This is a genomic window from Aliidongia sp. (assembly GCF_035943795.1).
Taxonomy (GTDB): Bacteria; Pseudomonadota; Alphaproteobacteria; order ATCC43930; family CGMCC-115725; genus Aliidongia.
This window is the reverse complement of the sequence record NZ_DASZBY010000154.1, coordinates 1-20,079: the sequence shown is the minus strand read 5'-3', so window position 1 is coordinate 20,079 and position 20,079 is coordinate 1. Positions and strand designations below refer to the sequence as shown.

The window sequence follows — 20,079 nt, the reverse complement described above, 5'->3', positions numbered from 1 at the left end:
CGACCATGGGGCAGGATATGCCATCGCGCCGCGCGATTCTCGTCGGCGGACTTTTAGCGAGCGGCGGGCTGATGCTCGGCTTGCGCCTGCCGACCCTGGCGCGCGCCGCCGATACCGTCGCCGCCGAATTCATGCCGAACGCCTTCGTGCGCATCGAGCCCACGGGCATCATCACCCTCATCATGCCGAACGCCGAGGTCGGCCAGGGCATCTACACCTCGGCCGCGATGTTGATCGCCGAAGAGCTCGAGGTCGGGCTCGACCAGATCCAGGTCCAGGCGGCACCGCCGGATCTGTCGAAATATACCGATCCGTCGCTGGGCGACCAGGCGACCGGCGGATCCGCCTCGATCCGCGGCGACTGGTTGCGCCTGCGCCAGGCCGGCGCGGCAGCGCGCACCATGCTGGTCGCGGCAGCGGCCAAGCGCTGGAGCGTCGAGCCGGCGACCTGCACGGCGACCCGTGGCGTGGTGCATCACGCCGCGAGCGGCAGGCAGGCAGCCTATGGCGACCTTGCGACCGATGCCGCCGCGATCCCGGTGCCGCAGGACGTGCCGCTGAAGGCGCCGGCCGATTTCAAGCTGATCGGAACGAGCGCGAAGCGGATCGACACGCCATCCAAGGTAAACGGCACCGCGGTCTATGGCATCGACGCCACGCTGCCGGGCATGAAGATCGCCACGCTCGCGATCTGCCCGGTCAAGGGCGGCAAGCTCGCCAGCATGGACATGGCGGCGGCCCGTCGGGTCGCCGGGGTGCGCGACGTGGTCCGGGTCGAGGACCTAGCTGTCGCTGTGATTGGCGACCACATGTGGGCGGCGAAGCAGGGCCTGGTGGCACTGGCTCCGGTCTGGAGCGGCGGCAGCAACGGCAAGCTCGCTCACAAGGACATTGTCGCCGCCCTCGACAAGGCATCGCAGAGCCAGGGCGTGATCGCGAAGGACGAGGGCAACGCGGCCGGCGCCATCGCGAAGGCTGCGACCAAGCTCGACGCAATTTACGAACTGCCGTTCCTGTCCCATGCGCCGATGGAGCCGGTGAACTGCCTGCTGCATGTCCGGGCCGACGGGGCGGAGCTTTGGGCCGGGACCCAGGTACCGGTACGCGCGCAGAACGCGGTCGCCAGAGTGACGGGCCTGGCGCCGGACAAGATCGTCGTCAACAACCTCTATAGCGGCGGCGCGTTCGGCCGGCGGCTCGATATCGACATGATCGAGATTGCGGCCGGGGTGGCCAAGCAAGTGGCGTATCCGGTCAAAGTGATCTGGACCCGCGAAGAGGACATGCAGCATGATTTCTACCGGCCCTATTACTATGATCGGGTCTCGGCCGGTCTCGACGGCCAGGGCCGGATCGTCGGTTGGACCCACCGGGTGACCGGATCGTCGGTCATGGCGCGCTGGGCGCCGGGCGGATTCAAGAACGGTATGGATCCGGATGCGGTCGAATGCGCGACCGAGACGCCCTATGAGATGCCGGCCAGCTTCGTCGACTATGTCCGGGCCGAGCCCCCGGGGCTCAACACCGGCTGGTGGCGCGGCGTCGGACCCACCCACAATGTCTTCGTGGTCGAAAGCTTCGTCGACGAACTGGCGGCGGCGGCGAAGCAGGACCCGGTCGCCTATCGCCGGAGCATGCTGGACAAGAATCCCCGCGCCCTGGCCGTGCTCAACCTGGCGGCGGAGAAATCCGGCTGGGGCGGGAAGCTGCCGACCGGGCGGGGGCGCGGCGTCACCCTGCAGTTCGCCTTCGGCTCCTACGTCGCGGCCGTGCTCGAGGTCGAGGTGACGCCGGAGGGCGAGGTGCTGCCGCGCCATGCCCATGTCGCGATCGATTGCGGCTCGGTCGTCAATCCCGACACGGTCGAGGCGCAGATCCAGGGCGGCTTCATCCTGGGCCTCGGCACCGCGCTCTATGACGAGATCACGCTCGCCGACGGGCGGGTCGAGCAGAGCAATTTCCACGATTACCGCTCGCTCCGGATCAACGAGGCGCCGATGATCGAGGTGCATCAGATCCGCAACCAGGAAAAGCCCGGCGGCGTCGGCGAGACTGGCACGGCGGCGGCGGCGCCGGCGCTGGGCAACGCGATCTTCGCCGCGACCGGCCGGCGCCTGCGTCGCCTGCCGTTCGGCACCGGCCAGCTCCAGGCATCGTGAGGGAGCGGACCATGAAGCGAACTCTCTACGCTGCAGCATTGCTGGTGCTGGCCCCGGCCGTCGCGCACGCCGACGACAGGGCCGATCTCGTCGCCAAGGGGCAGTATCTCGCCCGCGCGGCCGATTGCGTCGCCTGTCACACCGCACCGGGCGGCCAGTCCTTTGCCGGCGGTCGCGCGTTCCAGTTGCCGTTCGGCGTACTCTATTCGCCGAACATCACGCCCGACGCCAAGACCGGCGTCGGCGGGTATAGCGACGAGGAATGGCTGAGCGTCCTGCACGACGGCATCGGGCGCGGTGGCCGGCATCTCTATCCGGCGATGCCCTATGCCTCCTATACCAAGATGTCGAGCGGCGACGCGCTCGCCATCAAGGCCTACCTGATGAGCCTGGCCCCGGTCGCGGCCTCGCCACCCGAGAACCGGATGAAGTTTCCCTACAGCCAGCGCTGGCTGATGCGCGGCTGGAACCTGATCAACAACCCGGGCAGGCGGCTGGAGCCAGATGCATCGAAGCCGGCGGATTGGAACCGCGGCGCCTACCTGGTCGAAGCACTCGGCCATTGCGGCGAATGCCACACGCCGCGCAATTTCATGCAGGGGCTGAAGGATTCGAAAGCGCTCGCCGGCGCCGACATCGAGGGTTGGCACGCCTATAACCTGACCAGCGACAAAGCAACGGGCCTCGGTGATTGGTCGGAGGCGCAATTGGCGCAATATCTCTCGACCGGCTATGCCGAGGGCCACGGACCCGCCTCGGGGCCGATGGCGGAGGCGATCCAGGATAGCCTGCGCTACCTGACGCCCGAAGACATCCACGCCATGGTCGCCTATCTGAAAAGCATCCCGGCCCAGTCGGACGGGCCGCCCGCGGTGCCGGCCAAGGTCGCGGCCCTGCCGCCCAATCCGCTGGGCGCGCATCTGTTCGTTCAGGCTTGCGCCGGCTGCCATCTGCCTGATGGCACCGGCCGCCAGTCGGCCTGGGCGGCGCTGGCCGGCGATCACTCGACCGGCGACGTCGCTGGTACGAATATAGTGCAGATCCTGGCCCACGGCTCCCAGATGGAGACGGCCGAGGGCCAGGTCTTCATGCACAGCTTCACCGGCGGCTACACCGATGCGGAGATGGCGGCGATCGCCAACTACGCGATCGGCCGGTTCGCCGGCCGTCAGGGCCAGGTGACGCCGCAACAGATCAAGGCGGCGCGCGGCGCCGACGACCATAAGGAAACCGAACCGCCGCCGCGGTCGTGACCGCCGATCGTGCTAGCGCCGGGACAGCAGAACCCCGGCGACCAGCGCCAGCAGCCCGACCGCGACACCGACCTGGACCGAGCGCTTGCCGGCGGCGCCGCGGACGACTTCGGCGGCATCGGCGTAACCCGCCTTGATCGCGCGCTCGGCGCGCGGCACACCCTTGCGCATCTGATATCGGGTCGCGTCCTGCAAGGCCTCGATGCGTTCCTGCAGGGCATCGGTGGCGGTCTTGAGCGCGTCGGACATGGTGTTCGCTGCCATCGATCTCTCCGCTGAAAAACTTCCGAACCCAGCCACTCCCGTGTGAAGCGGCGTTCGGACCTGACGTTGACCAACACGCCGCCGCCGGAAAGGTTCGCGGGACGCCAATCGTCATTTTTCTTTCACGGAACTGGTCGAACAAATGCCGTGTTTCTTATGGTGCAGTGCACACAAAGGTGCTGAAGTACGTTTTGCGCCGCTCGCGTACGGGTGCCGACCCCACGGAGATTGCTCATGTTCGACGTCGAGACAGCCGACCCGCGCATCGCCGCGAAGGATACGGCGGAACAAGCCCGGCAGGCCGGCGGGCTCGAATCGATCTTCGGTACGGAATTCTGGGCTGACGACGAATTGCAGGAATTCGTCGATCTGCTGCACGCGAATCTGGCAGGCCTGCGGATGAAGATCGAGCGGATCGATTGTTCGCCGTCGACGTCCCGCAAGCTGGGGTTCGAGGGCCAGATCGGTGTCGGGCTGTATACGCCCGCGCCGGGCTACACCATTCCGGTCATCATCGACGCTCATCCGGCGAAAGCGATCAAGATCACGATCCGCTCGACCGCCGAGCACCGGGTCGTGCGCTGGCACTGAAGCGGCCGGGCTACTTCAGCCGGAAATCATAGGCGAGCGTGGCATAAGCCCCGGTCATCGCGCGGCCATCCGGCGCGGTGCCTGCCGCATGCTCGACATAGGGGCGGATGATCGAATCCTTGACCCCGAACACCACGTCCGAGTCGAGATAATCGTCTCCGGCGGCGAAGACGTGGGTGACCAGCGTTTCGCGGCCGGGGGCCGAAATCATGAAATGGATGTGGGCAGGCCGATAGGGATGCCGGCCCTGGGCCTCCAGCATGTCGCCGACCGGCCCGTCGTGCGGGATCGGATAGGCGGCCGGACGCACGGTCCAGAAATGGAAGCGGCCCTCGGCGTCGCTGCGGAACCGTGCCCGTCCGGTCAGGTCGCCTGCCCGCTGCACGTCGTAGAAACCCTGGGCATCGGCATGCCAGACGTCGATGGTGGCGCCGGCGATCGGCGTGCCGTCCAGGCCCGAGACCGTGCCGCCGACCTGGAGCTTCAGGCCGGTCATGCCGCCCGAGATGTCGGCCCCGCACGCGAAGGCGGGCGGTCCTTCGACGTAGAACGGTCCCAGAACCGTGGTCTCGGTGGCGCCCGCGGGCTGGCGATGGTTGATCGCGTCGACCAGCATCGACACGCCGAGCGTATCGGACAGCAGGATGAACTCCTGGCGCTTGGCATCGCACATGTGGCCGGTGCGGGTCAGGAACTCGATGCCGGCCATCCATTCCGCCTGGGTCGGTTCGGTCTCGCGCACGAAGGCGTGGAGATGGCGGATCAGCGCCTCGCTGACCTGGCGCACCCGCGGATCGGCAGCCGCGGCCACGCGCTCCAGCACGGCCTCGGTGATGGTGAATTCATCGAAATTCCGCATGGGTTCACTCCTGCGCCAGATCGACGCGGTGCGCCTCAGGCCCGGCGGCGGCCGTCCAGGCTCCAGGCGCCCGGGCCGGCAAAGGCCAGGTAGAGGAAGACGAAGCAGAACAATACCGCCGCGTCGCCGCCGTTCAAGGCCGGGAAGAAGCTCTTCGGCGCGTGTTCCATCCAATAGCCGATCGCCATTTCGCCCGACAACAGGAAGGCCGCGATACGGGTCTGGAACCCGACCAGCACCAGCAGGCCGCCGAAGAATTCGAGGCAGCCGGCGGCACCCGAGAGCGACAGCAGTTCCGCCCGGCCATGGGCCGGCGTCGGGAAGCCGAACAGTTTCTGCGAGCCGTGTTCCATGAATTGGAGCGCGGTCATGATGCGCAGGACGCCGAGCATCAGGTGGGAGCGGGCAGCGAGCATGGGATGTTCTCCGGGAAAACGGCCGTCAGCCGCGGAAGGGTGCGGCGTCGGGCAAGGGGTTGGGTAACAGACAGCGGCGATGTTTCAGGACAGACGCCCCGCCGGCGACGATGGGCGGGTTTGAGAAGACTCCGGGAACGCGCTGAAAATTCCAGGAAAATTCCATGGCAGGGCGCCATCGGGTGGCCGGGGCAAATCAGCCCCGCACCAGGGGCTCGCCGCGCAGCCAGGCCCGGCCGCGGGCGTAGAGCGCCTCGACCTCGCGCCCTTTGAGGCCCGGCATGTCGCGTTTCACCCGATAGCCGATCTCCTCCTGGATATAGGCCAGGTGGCGATAGCCCTCCGGAAGGGCGCGCAGTTTGTCGGCATCGAGACGCAGCGACGCTGCGGGGTCGATCGGGTCGATCCGATCCTTCTCATAGATCGGCTGGCGCCACACCATGCCCCAGCGGCCGTCGCGCTTCTCCAGGAAATCGTAGAAGCGCCCGGTGCAGACCACGTCGCACGGCACGTCATGGACGGTGGCACGCTGGGAGATGGTCATCTTGGTTTGCGCGATGGCGCGGGCGCCGGCTAGATCGATGCTGATGCCGCCCAGGAAATGCAGGATGCTGACGCCCTTGTTCCAGCCCTCGTGGCTGACGCGGATGAACTCCGCCGCCGGCCCCTGGAACCAGGTCGCCGACATCCAGCCGTCCTCGTGCCAGACGGTGTGGAATCGCTCCCATTCGCCGGCATCGCGCCAGATCGCCCAATTCTCGAGAAGGTCCCTGATGGCCAGGCGATCCTGGCGTTCGGCATCGAGCATGGCGGGTTCCTGTCGATTTTCGCCCGCAGCCCTGGACACAAGGGCGTTCGCGCGATAAGTTCATATATATGAACTGGTTCATATCATGAAACCGGACTCCGCGGTGCCTGTCAAGTCGGCCGATCGCGCATTCGACATCCTCGAATGCGTCGGCGCGGCGCCGGAACCGCCCAGTTTTTCGCAACTGATGGCCGGGCTGGGCATTCCGCGCAGCAGCCTGTTCCATCTGCTGAACAACCTGCTGAGCCGCGGCTATCTGGAACAGGAGGGGGCCAGCGGCTGCTATCGTCTGGGGCCGAGTGTGCGGAAACTGGCGGAGCGGATCGCCGGTCCGTCGCTCGCCGTCCTGGTGCAGCCGTTCCTGCTGAGGCTGAGCGCCGAGTTGAACGAGACGTCGGGCTTCTATGTCCGGATGGGCGACATGGTCGAGACCGTCGCCTCGGCTGCCAGCAGCCAGGCGCTCGCCTACACGATGCGGGTCGGCGAACGCGCGCCGCTCTATGCGGTGTCGGCCGGCAAGATCCTGCTGGCGCAACTGTCGGCGAGTGCGCTGCAGGCCTATCTGGCCCGGGTCGCGTTCGAACCGATCACCCCGGCGACCTTGCGCGCAATCCAGCCGCTGCGCGACCAGGTCGCGGCCGCACGCGACGACGGCTTTGCCTATTCGCGCGAGGAATTCACGCCCGGCATCACCGGGATTGCCACTGCGGTCAGGTATGAGGGACGCCTGTTCGGTGCGCTCAATCTCGCGGTGCCGACGGCACGCGCGACGCCCGAGCGGGACGCCGCCTTCCGCCGCGAACTGCGCTCGATCGCCATGGCCCTGGGGCTGGCGCTCGGAACGGGCGCGCGGGCGGGGTAGGTCAGGCGTCCTCGACCAGTCGGCGCAGGATGTGTTCCCCCGTGATCGCGAAACGCGGGTTGTCGGTCAACCCGACGTCCAGCAGCATCGAGCCGAACAGCACCGCCCATCCCCGCGCCCGGTCCCAAGTCGCGGACGACGGCAGGTCGTATGCCTCGATCGCCCGCTGCCGGTCGTCGTCCCCGGGCAGCAGCATCCAGATCGAGGCCAGGTCGGTCGCCCGGTCGCCCCGGGCCATGTCGCCCCAGTCGATGACCGCGCTCAGGCGTCCGTCGTCGGTCAACACGTTCTGGGCATGCAGATCGCCATGAAGCCAAGTTGGCTCGACATCGATCGATGCCGCCAGCGCCCGGTGCCAGATCGCGTCGATCCGATCGAACGAGATATCGGTCTTGCCGCGCAACCGATCCAGTCGCGCCGCCACGGGGCCGATACGGTTGGACAAGGGACAGCCGCGAATGGCGTTGCGGGGCGCATTCGCCGGAGCGGGGCGATGCAGAGCACGCAGGAATCCGGCCCATCGCTCGGCCTGGTCGGGCCGCGGCACATCCAGGTCGGCGGGCCTGCCGGGCAACCAGGAGACCACGTTCCAATGCCACGGGAAGTCCGTGCCGGGCCGTCCGATGCGCCGGGCGGCGGAAACCGGCAACGGCAACCCGTCGGCGATCGTCGGCAACCAGCGCTGCTCGGTCACCAGCAACGCGGCCGAGGCGGCGCGGCGCGGCAGGCGGACACACAGATCGTCGCCCAGGCGGAACATGACGTTGTCCCAGCCCGAGGCGGCCGGTTGGATCGGCAGGCCCGCCAGGTCGGGATGCTGTTCGTGCAGCAGGCTGCGGACCAGGGCCTCGTCGATCTCGATTTCGGCGGCGGGCGTGCCGGTGGGCGTCATGCTTTCAGCAGGTCCAGCAACGCCGCCAAGGTCGCGTCGGGGGCTTCCTGCGGGATGTTGTGGCCGATGCCGGGTAGGATGCGGCGTTCGTAGCGGCCGGTGAAGTGCCGGGCGTGGGTGTCCGTCGTCGTTGCCGGTCCGACGCCGTCGTCTCCGCCCCACAGCGCGATCGTCGGTACGCCGATCGCGGGCTGCCGCTCCAGGGCCCGCTCGATCTCCTCCAGCGCCGGATCTCCCGGCGCATAGGCGAAGCGATGGCGATAGGATTGGATGACCACGTCGACGAAATCCGGATTGTCGAAGGACGCGGCCGTCCGGGCGTAGGTCGCATCGTCGAACCGCCAGGTCGGCGACCAGAGCCGCCACAACAGCTTGCAGAGCTCTCCCCGGTTCGCCGCCAGGCCGTCGCGACCGCGTGCGGTGTGGAAATAATATTGGTACCACAGGCGGTATTCCGCCTCGGGCGCCAGCGGCTTTGTCGCGGCGGGAATGTCCTGCAGGTTGTAGCCGCCGCCCGTCACGAGGCAGCGCACCCGCTCAGGCCACAGCGCGGCAGCGATGCAGGCGGCGCGGCCGCCCCAATCATACCCGACCAGCGCCGCGCGCGGGATCGCGAGCGCGTCCAACAGGTCGAGCAGATCCTTGGCCAGGGCCGCCTGCTGGCCGGAGCGCGGGATGGCCGCCGACCGGAACCGTGTCGGCCCATAGCCGCGCAGGTAGGGCACGACGACCCGATGGCCGAGCGCCGCCAGGCGGACCGCCATGTCGTCATAGCCGCGCGGGTCGTAGGGAAAGCCGTGCAGCAGCACGACCGGTTCGCCGTCGGCCGGCCCGTGCTGCTCGTACGCGAGATCCAGCGTTCCCGTCTGGACGTGCTGGATGGGAAAGACGGCCTCAGACATCGCCCCGCTCGCCTCCGTGCGCTATGGACGAACCAAGTCTAGCGAAGCCGGCGCGCCACCGCCATGGAGCAATCGGACGGCTCTGTCGATGACTTGATTTCACAAATTCTATGACGACGGGCGGTCTATATGCAGCGATCGCCCCGTGCTTTCCTTGGCCGATACATCCGAGACGGCACCGAGGTATCGCCCATGAGTACGCAGAACAAGGTCGCCCTGGTCGTCGGCGCGCAAGGCGTCATCGGGCGCAACCTCGTCGACCATCTGGCGTCGCTGGGGGATTGGCAGGTCATCGGCCTGTCGCGCCGGCCGGGCGAGACCCGACCCCGCGTGACCCATATCGCGGTCGACCTGCTCGATGCCGACGATTGCCGGCGCAAGCTGGGCGAACTCGGCCACATCACCCACATCTTTTATGCGGCCTATCAGGACCGCCCGACCTGGGCCGAGCTGGTGCCGCCGAATCTGGCTATGCTGGTCAACGTCGTCGATGCGGTCGAGCCGGTGGCGCGCGGGTTGCGGCACGTCAGTCTGATGCAGGGCTACACGGTCTACGGTGCCCATCTGGGTCCGTTCAAGACGCCGGCGCGCGAGTCCGATCCCGGCCACATGCCGCCCGAATTCAACGTCGACCAGCAGCGTTTCCTGGAAGACCGGCAGCAGGGCAAAGCCTGGAACTGGTCGGCGATCCGGCCGTCGGTCGTGTGCGGTTTCGCGCTGGGCAACCCGATGAACCTCGCCATGGTCATCGCGGTCTATGCGGCGATTTCGAAGGAGCTGGGCGTGCCGCTGCGTTTTCCGGGCAAGCCCGGCGCCTACGACAGCCTGATCGAGATGACCGATGCCGGCCTGCTCGCCAAGGCGACGGTGTGGGCCGCGACCGACGAGCGCTGCGCCAACCAGGCGTTCAACATCAACAACGGCGACCTGTTCCGCTGGCGCGAGATGTGGCCGAAGATTGCCCGCTTCTTCGATCTCGATGTCGGACCGCCCCTGCCCATGTCGCTCGGTGCCGTCATGGCCGACAAGGCGCCGCTGTGGGAACGGATGACCCGCACCCACGGGCTGGAGCCGCATGCCTATCAGGAGGTCTCGTCCTGGGGCTTCGGCGACTTCGTGTTTTCCTGGGACTACGACATGTTCGCCGACGGCTCCAAGGCCCGGCGCTTCGGCTTTCACGAATATGTCGAAACCGAAGCCATGTTCCTGCAGATCTTCGAGGATTTCCGCCGCCGCAGGATCATTCCCTGACCAGGGAATTCTGCAGCCGGGTGTCGGCATCGTTCAGCAGCCGCCCGTCGGCCGATCGCAGTTCGAGCGGGCGGACCGGCAGACCCTGGTCTCGGTCGACCAGCACCGTCGGGCACGCGCCGGCGTCGAAGCATTGGGCGGTGCCCCATTGCCTGAGCGCGACCAGAACCGGGAACAGCCCGCGGCCTTTCGACGTCAGGACATATTCCTGGTGCGCGCCGCCGTCCGATGCCGGGACCTGCTCGAGGATCCCGTCGCCGGCGAGCGCACGCAACCGCTGGGTCAGGATGTTCTTCGACAGTCCCAGGCTTTTCTGAAACTCCCCGAACCGGCTTCTGCCCAGGAAGGCGTCACGCACGATCAGCAGCGACCACCAGTCGCCGATGACGTCGAGCGATCGGGCGATGGGGCAGGGTGCCGCGTCCAGGTTCTTCCGTCTCACGATCCACTCCATTTTCCGGAGGCGCCTGCTTTTCTGGTTGCATCATAGAACCGAGTTTCCTATTTGGTAAATGGTTCCATTATTGAACCATATCGAGACCAGGAGACTTGCCATGAGACTCGCGAACAAGACCGCCCTCATCACCGGCGGCAACAGCGGCATCGGCCTCGCCACGGCCCGCCTGTTCATTGCCGAAGGCGCCCGCGTCGCCATCACCGGCCGCAACCAGCAAACGCTCGATGCGGCCAAGGCGGAACTGGGCGTCAACCTGGTGACGATCCAGGCCGACGTGACCGACATCGCGGCGACCGAGCGTGCCGTCGCCACGGCGGTCGCCGCCCTGGGTCCGCTCGACATCGTGTTCGCGAATGCCGGCATCGGCGGATCGACACCGGTCGGCGGCACCACGCTCGAAATGTTCGACCAGGTGCTGCGCACCAACCTGACCGCCGTGTTCTTCACCGTGCAGGCGGCCGCGGCCCATCTGGCCGACGGCGCCTCGGTCATTCTCAACGGCTCGGTCCATGCCGTGCTGGGCGCGCCCGGCTATTCGGCCTATGCCGCCAGCAAGGCCGGCGTCCGAGCCATGGCGCGGGTGATGGCGTCGGAACTGTCGCCTCGGCGCATCCGGGTCAATACGGTCGTGCCGGGCGCCACGCGCACGCCGATCTGGAACCGGATCGCCGCCGATGCCGACGCCTTCGCGGCGCTCGAGGCGCGCTTCGCCAAGGCGATCCCGCTCGCCCGGCTCGGCGAGGCCGACGAAGTGGCCAAGGCCGTGCTCTATCTGGCGTCGGACGATTCGTCCAACGTCCAGGGCACGGAAATCGTGGTCGACGGCGGCATGACCAGCGCGCCCTCCGGCGCGCCGATCTACCGGGGCTAGGGGGACCGGCCGGCGCCTCGCCGGTCCCGCGATAATTTCTGGCTGTGGCGGCCGTCGACACGCTACAAAATGGCGTATTTCCTGGACCTTGGAGGAAGCCGCATGACCGCACCGGCGACGGCGCTCGCCCCGCGCTTCGTCACCGGCTCGATCCTGCACCATGTCGCGGTGATGGCCGGCACCGGTGCCATCGGCCTGATGGCGGTGTTCGCGGTCGATCTGGCGAACCTGTTCTATATCTCGATCCTCGGCCAGAAGCCGATCGCGGCGGCGATCGGCTTCGCCGGCGCGGTCGGGTTCTTCCAGACCTCGATCTCGATCGGCATGACCATCGGCGTCGGTGCCGTCGTGTCGCGGACGATTGGGGCAGGGCGGCTGCCCGAGGCGCGGCGCATGGCCAGCGCCAGCCTGGTGCTGATGCTCGTGGTCTCGGCGGCGATCGGCGTCGGCACGGTGCTGGCGCTGGGACCGATCCTCGATCTCTTGGGGGCGGTTGGCGAGACGCGGCGGCTCGCCGAGGGCTATCTCACCATCACCTCGCCGTCATTGCCGCTGGTTGCGGGCGGCATGTGCTTCGCCGCCCTGTTGCGCGGGGTCGGCGACGCGCGCCGCGCCATGAACGTCACCCTGGCCGGGGCCGTGGCGACCGCGGCGCTCGATCCGCTGTTCATCTTCGGCCTGCATCTCGACCTCGACGGAGCGGCGATCGCGACCGTGTTCTCGCGCCTGCTGCTGTGCGGGCTCGGCTGGCAGGCGGCCAGCCAGCGCCACGGCCTGCTGACGCGGATCGAATTCGCGCATCTGTATGACGACGTCCGCCAGGTCCTGGCGATCGCCGGGCCGGCGGTGCTGACCAATCTCGCCACGCCGGTCGGTGCCGCCTATGTGACGCGCGCGATGGCGGGTTTCGGCTCCGAGGCGGTGGCGGGCCAGGCGACCATCGACCGGATCTCGCCGGTCGCCTTCGGCCTGGTGTATGCGTTGACCGGCGCGGTCGGACCGATTCTGGGCCAGAACCTCGGAGCAGGCCGGCTCGACCGGGTGCGCGAGACCCTGCGCGACAGCCTGCTGGTCGTGCTCGTTACGGTGCTCGTCGCCTGGGCCGTGCTGGCGCTGGCCCATGAACCGATCCTGCGGATCTTTTCCGCCGAGGGCGATGCGGCGGTCCTGATCGGCCTGTTCTGCACCTGGCTTGCGGGTGGCTTCGTCTTCACCGGTTGCCTGTTCGTCGCCAATGCCGCGTTCAACAACCTCGGCCATCCGCTGCTATCGACCCTGTTCAACTGGGGCCGGGCCACGCTCGGCACGATCCCGTTCGTGACGATCGGGCGGGCCTATGGACCGGTCGGCGTGCTGTGCGGCCAGACGCTGGGATCGCTGATGTTCGGACTGGTCGCCATGGCGGTCGCGTTCCGCGTCACCGGACGGATGCGCGGCGCGGGCCCGAGCGGCCTCGACCATGGCATGGCATTGCCATCCGGATCGGGCCGCGCGGCGATAGCGACGCTCGCCGCACCGGCCCAGCACCGCTAGGAGCGATCTTCGATCGCTTGTGATCGAAGATCGCTCAGACCTTATTGATCTGGAGCGATTTCAGATCGTTCAGATGAGTCCGTCTGAACGAAAAGCTCGGCTAGCCGGACCCGGCCGTCGGTCTCAGGGGATGTCGACGATTTCGACCCAGTTCGGGTTCTTACCCATCTCGTAATGCTTGAGCGGCGTCAGCACGCCGGTGTCCTGGTTGATGGCATAGGCGGTCATGCCGTTCGATTTCTGGCCGACCGCCAGCAGGAAGCGACCTCGTGGGTCGATGTTGAAGCCGCGCGGCTGCGTCTCGGTCGGCGTATGGCCGACCAGGGTGAGCGCCCCGGTAGCACCGTCGACCCGGAACGCCGCGAGCGTGTTCGACGTGCGCTCGGCCACGTAGAGAAAGCGGCCGTCCGGTGTCGCGTGCAGGTCCGACGTGGCGGGTGCGCCGCCCGAGAAGCCGGCCGGCACGACCGAGGTCGAGGTCAGCAGGGTCAGGGTACCGATCGCCGGGTCGAACCTGTAGGTGTTGACCGTGCCGTCCAATTCGTTGGTCGCATAGACGAAGCGGCCGTTCGGATGGAACAGGATATGGCGCGGGCCGGCACCGTGCTTCGTCTCGACGAACGGCGTGGGGTTCGCGATCAAGTGGCCCGAGACGGGATCGAGCCGGTACTGCAGAATGATGTCGCCGCCCAGGTTCGAGGCGAATACGTAGGTATTCGACGGATCTGTCACGATCGAATGGGCATTCTTGCGCGTCGGGATCACGTCGATCGCTTCCGGCTGGACGAAGCCTTGCGGTCCGATCGGATTGACCGAAATCCGGTCGCCGGTATAGGACGCGCCGAACAGGAAGCGCCCCGTCTTGTCGACCGAGAGGTAGGCCATGTTGTCGGGCAAAGGAACGGTCGCCAGCGCGATCAGCTTGCCGCTCGCCTGATCGATGCCGAAGCAGGCGACCGAGTAGGGTTGGGAGCGCAGCCCCGCATAGAGATAGCGGTGGTTCGGGCTGATCGCGAGCGGCATGGCGACGCCCGTCACGGGCACCTTGTCGATCAATTTCACCGCGCCCGATGCGTTGTCGAGCGTCGCCACGTACAGATCGCGGCTGTCGGCGTTCGAAACATAGACCATGGTGGCGGCCTGGGCCGTACCTGCCGTAAGACTAAGGGCGAGGACGGCGCCCGAAATCCCGGTTCCGAAACGGTTCTTCATGTGCGATTCCTCCCGTCGTTCGGTGCCGCTTGAGATGAGCACCTGTTATTTGATATCTGATATATCAGGACGAGAGAAAGGTACGCGGGAAGCCATGACCGAGGCAAGGGCGACGAGCGGGTTGCAACCGATCCGTGCGGATTATCTGCGCAGCCTGAGCGATCATGCCTATGCCAAGCTGCGTGCCGCAATCCTGTCTGGCGCGTTCGCCCCGGGCCGTCGTCTGCGCGAGCGGCAACTGGCGGACGAGCTTGGCATCAGCACCACGCCGATCAAGGAAGCGCTGAAGCGGCTGGAGCGGGAAGGGCTGACCGTGACGGCGCCGCGGCGCGGTACGTTCGTCTGCTATTCGCCGGAGAAAGCCTCGGAGATGGCGTTGATCCGTGCTTCGCTCGAAAGCGTCGTGGTTCGGCTCGCCGCAATGAAGATCACCGATGCCGAGATCGCGCTGCTCGACGGCCACCTGGGTGCCATGCGGCTGGCAACCCGGACCGGCGACTACGAGGCGGTGGTGGCGGCGAACGCGCAATTCCATCAGCTGATCGACCGGATCGCCGACAACGGCTACCTGCGGCAGCTGCTCGAGACGCTGGAGATCTACGATGCGCTGAACCGCCGCCAAGTGCTGAAGGAGCAGGGGGAGGCGGAGCAGGGGTTGGCCGAGCATGCCGCCATCTTCCAGGCGCTGGCGGCGCGCGATCCGGAGTTGGCCGAGGGCCGGATGCGTGCGCATATCCTGCGGTCCAGCGCGCAAGCGGCGGCAACCCGGCCTGCGGCCCTCGAGGGCTAGGCACCTAACCGCTTTCTGTTGCACCTTACCGGACGACGGCGACCGGCGCCGTCGGACCATGGCCCGGCATTTCCCGGGAATAAGCGTGTGCCGCGGAATGTCCTGGTCCTGATATCCGCCGCCAGACCGGGAGGAATGCATGGTTGCCGTCTTGCCGCCCCTTCCCTCCGCACGCCCGTTTCCCACTCGCCTCGTGGCCTTCCTGGCCGGCCTCCTGCTGGCGGGCGTCTGCGTGCTGGTGCTCGAAGCGGCCACTCCGGCCGATCCACCGGTCTCGTTCGTCGCCCATACCGGCGTGATCAACATGAGCGAAGGGCTGGCGCTCAAGGGCTATGATCCGGTCGCCTATTTCACCGACGGTCGGGCGGTGCCCGGCGACCCGGGGCTGTCGACCAGCTTCGACGGCGCCGTCTGGCGGTTCGAGAGCTTGGCGCATCGGCGTGCTTTCCTGGCCCACCCCAGCCGCTACGAGCCGGAATATGGCGGTTTCTGCGCGTATGGCCTGGCGCTGGGCCGGAAGACCGACATCGATCCCACCGCCTTCTCGATCATCGGCGGCCGGCTCTACCTCAACGCCGACCAGGATACGCGCGTGATGTGGCGCCAGAACCTGCTGGATGCGATTGCTGAGGCCGATCGCAATTGGCCCACGGTCAAGGATCGCCCGGTCGTCGTGCGCTGACCCGGTCGCCAGAGACGCCGAACCAAGCGATGGCGGTGGACCGGGCTGCCGGCTTGATCCAGGATGAAGGCCCCGGCAGCGGTCGTGCCGCGATCAGATACCGAGTAAGCGCGTGAGCTCCTATTCCGGCACGAGTACGTTATTCGAATTCGCCCATCAGGCCTTCCGCGCCCCCGACGCCCGCTTCCTGCTGGGCAGCGACGGCCAACCCTGTATGGCGCTCAAGCTCGGCGATCTCGATGCGCTGCTGCCGCTGTCTTCCTTCGTGAAGGAATTCGCGCTCGCCGGCACGCCCGACGGCGCGCTCCTGGAACTGGTCGTGTCCGGCCTGAAGTTCGTCAAGGTCATCCGGCCGGGCGATTCGATCCCGCGCGAGATCCTCGACGGCACCGCCTCCTGGTCGGTCTCCGAGGAACACCGGGAAACCGCGCGCGGCCGGCTTACCCTCCAGCTCTATAGCTTCCTCGGCGGGCAGGAGCGGGTGCTGACCGACGGGATCGAGATCATGCAGATGGTCGATGATCCAGGCGTCAAGGCGCGCATCCAGAACGGGCTCGGCACCATCGTCGATCGGTTGGGCCTCGGCCCCGACCAGGGCGGCGAGATCGACAAGAGGCTCGACCGCTTCGCCCGCGATCTCGCCTATGTCGTGGCATTGCGCGAGCGGGCCGGCAGCATCACCAAGTTGATGGAAAAGGTGGCTGCCCTGCGCCGCGTCTACCGTCGCGACCGGACCGTCGATGAAGAGCTGATCCGGGTCAACAACCTGCTGCAGAAGCCGATCAACCGGTTCAACAAGTTCTTCGCCGAGATCGATGCCCATACCGGCGAGATCCTGGGCATCCTGGCCAACGTCGACCAGCACTTGAGCTATATCCGCGAGCAGCGCGACACGGCGCATCTGCAGCTGATGAAATGGGACGACCTGCTGGCATCCTGGGAAACCCTGACGCCGGACATCTCGAGTGCCACCGAGGGGGCCATCCGCAAGCTCTACCAGTTTCTGGCCCAGAACTTCCTCGCGGAAAGTTCCTGGTAGGCGCCATGGCGATCCTTTCGGTTCCTGTCCTGGAGCCCGCGACCGAAACCGCGCTCTATCGGCCGATCAAGCGCTTCCTCGAGGCCCAGGGCTTCGTGGTCAAGGGCGAGATCGGCGGCTGCGATATCGTGGCGCTCAAGGAAGGCGAGCCGCCGCTGCTGGTCGTGACCGAGCTGAAGCTCGCCTTCACGCTGGAACTGGTGCTGCAGGGCATCGACCGGACGGCATCGTGCGACGAGGTCTGGCTCGCCGTCCGCGCCTCGCCGACCGGTCGCGGGCGCGAGCGGGACGGGCGGGTGCTGAAGCTGTGCCGCATGCTGGGCTTCGGCCTGCTGCTGGTCTCGCCCGCCGGCCGGGTCGATCCGCTGGTCGAGCCCAGCGCCTGGAAGCCGCGCGCCAACGCCAAGCGCCGGGCACGGCTGGTCCGCGAGCATCGCCGGCGCATCGGCGACCCGACCGAGGGCGGCACCGCCATGCGGGCACCGATCATGACCGCCTATCGCCAGCGTGCCCTGGTTTGCGCCGGGGTGCTGGCGCTGGCGCCGGCCGCGCCGAAGGACCTGCGACCCCAGGTTCCGGATGCCGCGGCGATCCTCCAGACCAATGCCTACGGCTGGTTCGAACGGATCGCGCGCGGGGTCTATGCCCTGACCGACGCCGGCCGGGCGGCACTGGTCCGCTGGCCACAGACCAGCGGGGAATGACACTCATTCCGACAAGTTTGCCCGCTTCCTCGCGGGATCGTGATTTGAGGTGCGAGTGCAGCCGTGCGTCCTGGCGTCAGTATCAACGACAGATGGATTCCGTCATGCGCAAAACCCTGCTTCCCGTATTCGCTCTCGGCGCCTTGCTGCTCGCCGGCACGGCTTCGGCCCAAACCCCGCCGGCACCGACCCGGACGCGGGCGACGATCGAATCGGTCAGCGAAACCTCCATCGCCGTGAAGACCCGGACTGGCCAGGCGGTCACCATCGCGCTGACGCCCGAGACGCACTTCGTTGCGGTGTCCCATGGCGAGATCTCGGCGATACAGCCGAACAGCTACATCGGTACGGCGGCGGCGCCCCAGCCCGACGGCAGCCTGAAGGCGATCGAAGTCACCGTGTTTCCCGAAAGCATGCGCGGCAGCGGCGACGGGCACTATGCCTGGGACCTGCCCAATGCCAACACCATGACGAACGGCGTGGTCGGCAAGCTGGACAATGCCCACGGCCGCACCCTGACTGTCGATTACAAGGGCGGCGAGAAGCAGATCGTCGTGCCCGACGACGTGCCGGTCGTCACGCTGGCGCCGGGCGATCGGACCTTGCTGAAGCCCGGCGTCCATGTCGTGGTCATCGCGGCCAAGGCGGCCGACGGCACGCTGTCGGCCAACGCCGTGCTGGCCGGCCAGAATGGCGTCGTGCCGCCGATGTAGTCACGCCAGCTGCTGATCGATCGTCTTCGATCGCGGCGTCGCCACGTTGCCGGTGTGCTGGGTCGTCACGGTTTCGATCAGGACGATCCAGCATTCCTCCGCGGCCACCGGGTTGTGCAGCACGCCGCGCGGCACGACATGGATCGCACCGGGCGCCAGGTCGACGCTGCGACCGCCCTCGTACTCGAGCGTGAGCCGGCCGCGCAGCACGTAGAACAGCTCGTCCTCGCCATCGTGCCGGTGCCAGACCAACTGGCCCAGCAGCTTCGCGACCTTGACATACTGGTCGTTCACCCGCGCCACGACTTTGGGCGACCAATGGTCCGTGATGCCGTCGAGCGCGGCCATCAGGTCGACGGTCTCGGGGAAATTCATCACAGCTCCAACCACATCGGCAAGATCGACAGGGCGAGCAACAGCCCCAGCACCGCGTTGACCAGGCGCCATTGCCGCTCGGTGCGCAACAGCCGCGCCAGCATCAGCCCCGCCAGGCACCAGAGCGACAGGGAGGTGGCCGCCGCGAGGCCGAGGGTCGCGCTCAGGAGGATCGCCAACCGGACCGGTCCGTCCGCCAGCATGGCGAAGGACGCCGCCGCACCCAATGCCATGGCCCAGCCTTTCGGATTGAGCCACAGCAGGCAGGCGCCGCCGACGAAGCTGGTCGGCCCGGCCAGGTTGGTCTTCATCGCCGGCGGCCCGCTATGGCCGATCTTCCAGGCGAGCCACAGCAGGTAGGCGGAGCCCGCCAGCTTCATCGCGATCTGCAGCGACGGGGCGGCGAGCAGCAGCCCGGCCAATCCCGCGGCCGACGCGGCGGCGAGCGAAGCGAGGCCGCCCACGATGCCGGCCATCAGCGGTACCGAGCGGCGAAAACCGAACTGCGCGCCCGACGCCGTCGCCAGCGCGGTGGCGCCGCCGGGCGTGATCGTCGACACCAGGAGTTCGTCTCTGAATTCGCGACCGGTTTCGCGCTGAAGCGGGCGGTGGAGCGTTCCAGGTCGGTGTTCGATCGGGATTTGCCTGTTGAGCCCGCCCATTTGGTGGCGGAAGCCCCCGTGAGCGATGCTGCGAATGGGCCGGTCGGCCCTATCGGGCTGCTGCGAGCTTGCAGAGGTTGTGGGCGGTGCAGATCATCGCCCATTCGGCTTGGACATTGGCGAGGCCGCGCGTCAGGAACTGGCGGAAGCCGCGCGCCTGCTTGATCTGGCCGAAGACCGGCTCGACCGTGACCTTGCGCAGATGATAGGGGCTGCCCCAGCCGCCATCACGCAGTTTGGCGACCATGCGGCCGACCCGGGTGTCGGGTGCGGTTGGTTGGGCCGCAGCAGGGGCGGGTTTGCCATGGCGCTGGCGGCCGGCGGCGACATAGGCGTCGATCCCGTGGGCTTCGAGGGCGGCGAGATTGGTCTCGGCGCTATAGCCGGCATCGGCCGAGAGTTCGTTGGGCACGGCGCCCATGTTGGCGATGATCTGCGCGACCATCGGGATCAGTTGCGGGTTGTCGGCGCTCGACGTACCGACATCGCAGGCGACGATGATCTGGTTGGTATGATCGACCGCCGCCTGGGCGTTGTAGCCCTGGATGAAGCCGTCTTTGGTCTTCTGGATGCGGCTCTCGGCGTCGGTGAAGTTGCGCTGGGCCTTGTCGTCCGGAGCGTCCTTGCCGGCCGCCTCGGCTTCTGCCTCGAGCGCCGCCTTGGCCGCCTGGATCTTCTCAAGCCGGCTCTGCCGGCTCGCTATCCAGTCCGGCGTCTCGTCGCCCCGGCGATCCGGACCCTGGGTGCGGTCGTCATCGTCGTCCGCACCGTTGGCCTGGCTCAT

General features: G+C 67.4%; 23 protein-coding genes. 12 read left to right on the top strand and 11 right to left on the bottom strand.

Annotation, left to right across the window (positions count from 1 at the left end; all coding sequences use genetic code 11):
• Nucleotides 1–5 precede the first annotated feature (5 nt).
• Together VGV37_RS29765 and VGV37_RS29760 are read left to right on the top strand one after the other, a co-directional pair.
• Entirely contained in the window at nucleotides 6–2,159 is a 2,154-nt protein-coding gene (locus VGV37_RS29765; protein ID WP_326883508.1) for a xanthine dehydrogenase family protein molybdopterin-binding subunit, read from the top strand.
• Nucleotides 2,160–2,170: 11 nt separating this feature from the next.
• Nucleotides 2,171–3,412 (top strand): cytochrome c, encoded by a 1,242-nt coding sequence (locus tag VGV37_RS29760; protein ID WP_326883507.1) that lies wholly within the window; start codon nucleotides 2,171–2,173, stop codon nucleotides 3,410–3,412.
• 12 nt (nucleotides 3,413–3,424) lie between these two features.
• Here the strand turns inward: VGV37_RS29760 and VGV37_RS29755 are convergent, their stop codons facing one another.
• Nucleotides 3,425–3,676, bottom strand: coding sequence for a hypothetical protein (locus VGV37_RS29755; protein ID WP_326883506.1), 252 nt, complete (start codon nucleotides 3,674–3,676; stop codon nucleotides 3,425–3,427).
• Nucleotides 3,677–3,910: 234 nt separating this feature from the next.
• Here VGV37_RS29755 and VGV37_RS29750 point away from each other — a divergent pair, with 234 nt between their 5' ends.
• Complete coding sequence (locus VGV37_RS29750; RefSeq protein WP_326883505.1) at nucleotides 3,911–4,267, top strand: hypothetical protein; 357 nt, start codon at nucleotides 3,911–3,913, stop codon at nucleotides 4,265–4,267.
• 10 nt (nucleotides 4,268–4,277) lie between these two features.
• On the opposite strand, the gene VGV37_RS29745 is transcribed toward VGV37_RS29750, so the two are convergent.
• The 3 genes from VGV37_RS29745 to VGV37_RS29735 all read right to left on the bottom strand — a co-directional run bounded on the left by VGV37_RS29745 (nucleotide 4,278) and on the right by VGV37_RS29735 (nucleotide 6,350).
• Entirely contained in the window at nucleotides 4,278–5,126 is an 849-nt protein-coding gene (locus VGV37_RS29745) for an intradiol ring-cleavage dioxygenase (protein WP_326883504.1), read from the bottom strand.
• A gap of 35 nt (nucleotides 5,127–5,161) precedes the next feature.
• Nucleotides 5,162–5,542 (bottom strand): DoxX family protein, encoded by a 381-nt coding sequence (locus tag VGV37_RS29740; RefSeq protein ID WP_326883503.1) that lies wholly within the window; start codon nucleotides 5,540–5,542, stop codon nucleotides 5,162–5,164.
• A gap of 196 nt (nucleotides 5,543–5,738) precedes the next feature.
• A complete protein-coding gene (locus VGV37_RS29735) occupies nucleotides 5,739–6,350 on the bottom strand; it encodes a nuclear transport factor 2 family protein (RefSeq protein ID WP_326883502.1) in 612 nt (203 codons plus the stop codon).
• A gap of 85 nt (nucleotides 6,351–6,435) precedes the next feature.
• On the opposite strand from VGV37_RS29735, the gene VGV37_RS29730 reads away from it, so the two are divergent.
• Nucleotides 6,436–7,212: an IclR family transcriptional regulator gene (locus VGV37_RS29730; RefSeq protein ID WP_326883501.1), complete on the top strand. Its 777-nt coding sequence runs from the start codon at nucleotides 6,436–6,438 to the stop codon at nucleotides 7,210–7,212.
• Nucleotide 7,213: 1 nt separating this feature from the next.
• On the opposite strand, the gene VGV37_RS29725 is transcribed toward VGV37_RS29730, so the two are convergent.
• Both VGV37_RS29725 and VGV37_RS29720 read right to left on the bottom strand, forming a co-directional pair.
• The gene (locus VGV37_RS29725; RefSeq protein WP_326883500.1) at nucleotides 7,214–8,104 is read right to left on the bottom strand and encodes an aminoglycoside phosphotransferase family protein; all 891 of its coding nucleotides are present in this window, start codon (nucleotides 8,102–8,104) and stop codon (nucleotides 7,214–7,216) included.
• A complete protein-coding gene (locus tag VGV37_RS29720; RefSeq protein WP_326883499.1) occupies nucleotides 8,101–9,006 on the bottom strand; it encodes an alpha/beta hydrolase in 906 nt (301 codons plus the stop codon). Before VGV37_RS29720 ends, VGV37_RS29725 begins: the two co-directional genes overlap by 4 nt.
• Before the next feature lie 192 nt (nucleotides 9,007–9,198).
• Here VGV37_RS29720 and VGV37_RS29715 point away from each other — a divergent pair, with 192 nt between their 5' ends.
• The gene (locus tag VGV37_RS29715; protein WP_326883498.1) at nucleotides 9,199–10,257 is read left to right on the top strand and encodes an SDR family oxidoreductase; all 1,059 of its coding nucleotides are present in this window, start codon (nucleotides 9,199–9,201) and stop codon (nucleotides 10,255–10,257) included.
• Here the strand turns inward: VGV37_RS29715 and VGV37_RS29710 are convergent.
• A complete protein-coding gene (locus tag VGV37_RS29710) occupies nucleotides 10,247–10,699 on the bottom strand; it encodes a helix-turn-helix domain-containing protein (protein ID WP_326883497.1) in 453 nt (150 codons plus the stop codon). The genes VGV37_RS29715 and VGV37_RS29710 overlap by 11 nt on opposite strands.
• Before the next feature lie 112 nt (nucleotides 10,700–10,811).
• On the opposite strand from VGV37_RS29710, the gene VGV37_RS29705 reads away from it, so the two are divergent.
• Both VGV37_RS29705 and VGV37_RS29700 read left to right on the top strand, forming a co-directional pair.
• Nucleotides 10,812–11,585 carry an SDR family oxidoreductase gene (locus VGV37_RS29705; protein ID WP_326883496.1) on the top strand — a complete coding sequence of 258 codons (774 nt, stop codon included), beginning with the start codon at nucleotides 10,812–10,814 and terminating at the stop codon, nucleotides 11,583–11,585.
• Between the two features lie 102 nt (nucleotides 11,586–11,687).
• Entirely contained in the window at nucleotides 11,688–13,118 is a 1,431-nt protein-coding gene (locus tag VGV37_RS29700) for an MATE family efflux transporter (protein WP_326883495.1), read from the top strand.
• Nucleotides 13,119–13,241: 123 nt separating this feature from the next.
• Here the strand turns inward: VGV37_RS29700 and VGV37_RS29695 are convergent, their stop codons facing one another.
• Entirely contained in the window at nucleotides 13,242–14,330 is a 1,089-nt protein-coding gene (locus tag VGV37_RS29695) for a lactonase family protein (RefSeq protein ID WP_326883494.1), read from the bottom strand.
• A gap of 94 nt (nucleotides 14,331–14,424) precedes the next feature.
• On the opposite strand from VGV37_RS29695, the gene VGV37_RS29690 reads away from it, so the two are divergent.
• From VGV37_RS29690 to VGV37_RS29670, 5 genes are all read left to right on the top strand, one after another.
• Nucleotides 14,425–15,120 carry a GntR family transcriptional regulator gene (locus tag VGV37_RS29690; RefSeq protein WP_326883493.1) on the top strand — a complete coding sequence of 232 codons (696 nt, stop codon included), beginning with the start codon at nucleotides 14,425–14,427 and terminating at the stop codon, nucleotides 15,118–15,120.
• A 139-nt stretch (nucleotides 15,121–15,259) separates the two neighbouring features.
• Nucleotides 15,260–15,802: a YHS domain-containing (seleno)protein gene (locus VGV37_RS29685; RefSeq protein WP_326883492.1), complete on the top strand. Its 543-nt coding sequence runs from the start codon at nucleotides 15,260–15,262 to the stop codon at nucleotides 15,800–15,802.
• A gap of 112 nt (nucleotides 15,803–15,914) precedes the next feature.
• Nucleotides 15,915–16,841, top strand: a complete 927-nt coding sequence (locus VGV37_RS29680) for a hypothetical protein (RefSeq protein WP_326883491.1) — start codon at nucleotides 15,915–15,917, stop codon at nucleotides 16,839–16,841.
• A gap of 5 nt (nucleotides 16,842–16,846) precedes the next feature.
• On the top strand, nucleotides 16,847–17,545 hold the full coding sequence (locus tag VGV37_RS29675) for a DUF2161 domain-containing phosphodiesterase (RefSeq protein ID WP_326883490.1): 699 nt from the start codon (nucleotides 16,847–16,849) through the stop codon (nucleotides 17,543–17,545).
• Nucleotides 17,546–17,649: 104 nt separating this feature from the next.
• A complete protein-coding gene (locus tag VGV37_RS29670; RefSeq protein WP_326883489.1) occupies nucleotides 17,650–18,258 on the top strand; it encodes a hypothetical protein in 609 nt (202 codons plus the stop codon).
• Here VGV37_RS29670 and VGV37_RS29665 read toward each other — a convergent pair whose 3' ends face one another.
• From VGV37_RS29665 to VGV37_RS29655, 3 genes are all read right to left on the bottom strand, one after another.
• Nucleotides 18,259–18,633 carry a cupin domain-containing protein gene (locus VGV37_RS29665; protein ID WP_326883488.1) on the bottom strand — a complete coding sequence of 125 codons (375 nt, stop codon included), beginning with the start codon at nucleotides 18,631–18,633 and terminating at the stop codon, nucleotides 18,259–18,261.
• Nucleotides 18,633–19,193, bottom strand: coding sequence for a LysE family translocator (locus tag VGV37_RS29660; protein WP_326883487.1), 561 nt, complete (start codon nucleotides 19,191–19,193; stop codon nucleotides 18,633–18,635). The genes VGV37_RS29665 and VGV37_RS29660 overlap by 1 nt, the downstream gene beginning before the upstream one ends.
• 151 nt (nucleotides 19,194–19,344) lie before the next feature.
• Nucleotides 19,345–20,079: transposase (locus VGV37_RS29655; protein ID WP_326883486.1), on the bottom strand; the 735-nt coding region annotated here is incomplete at its 5' end.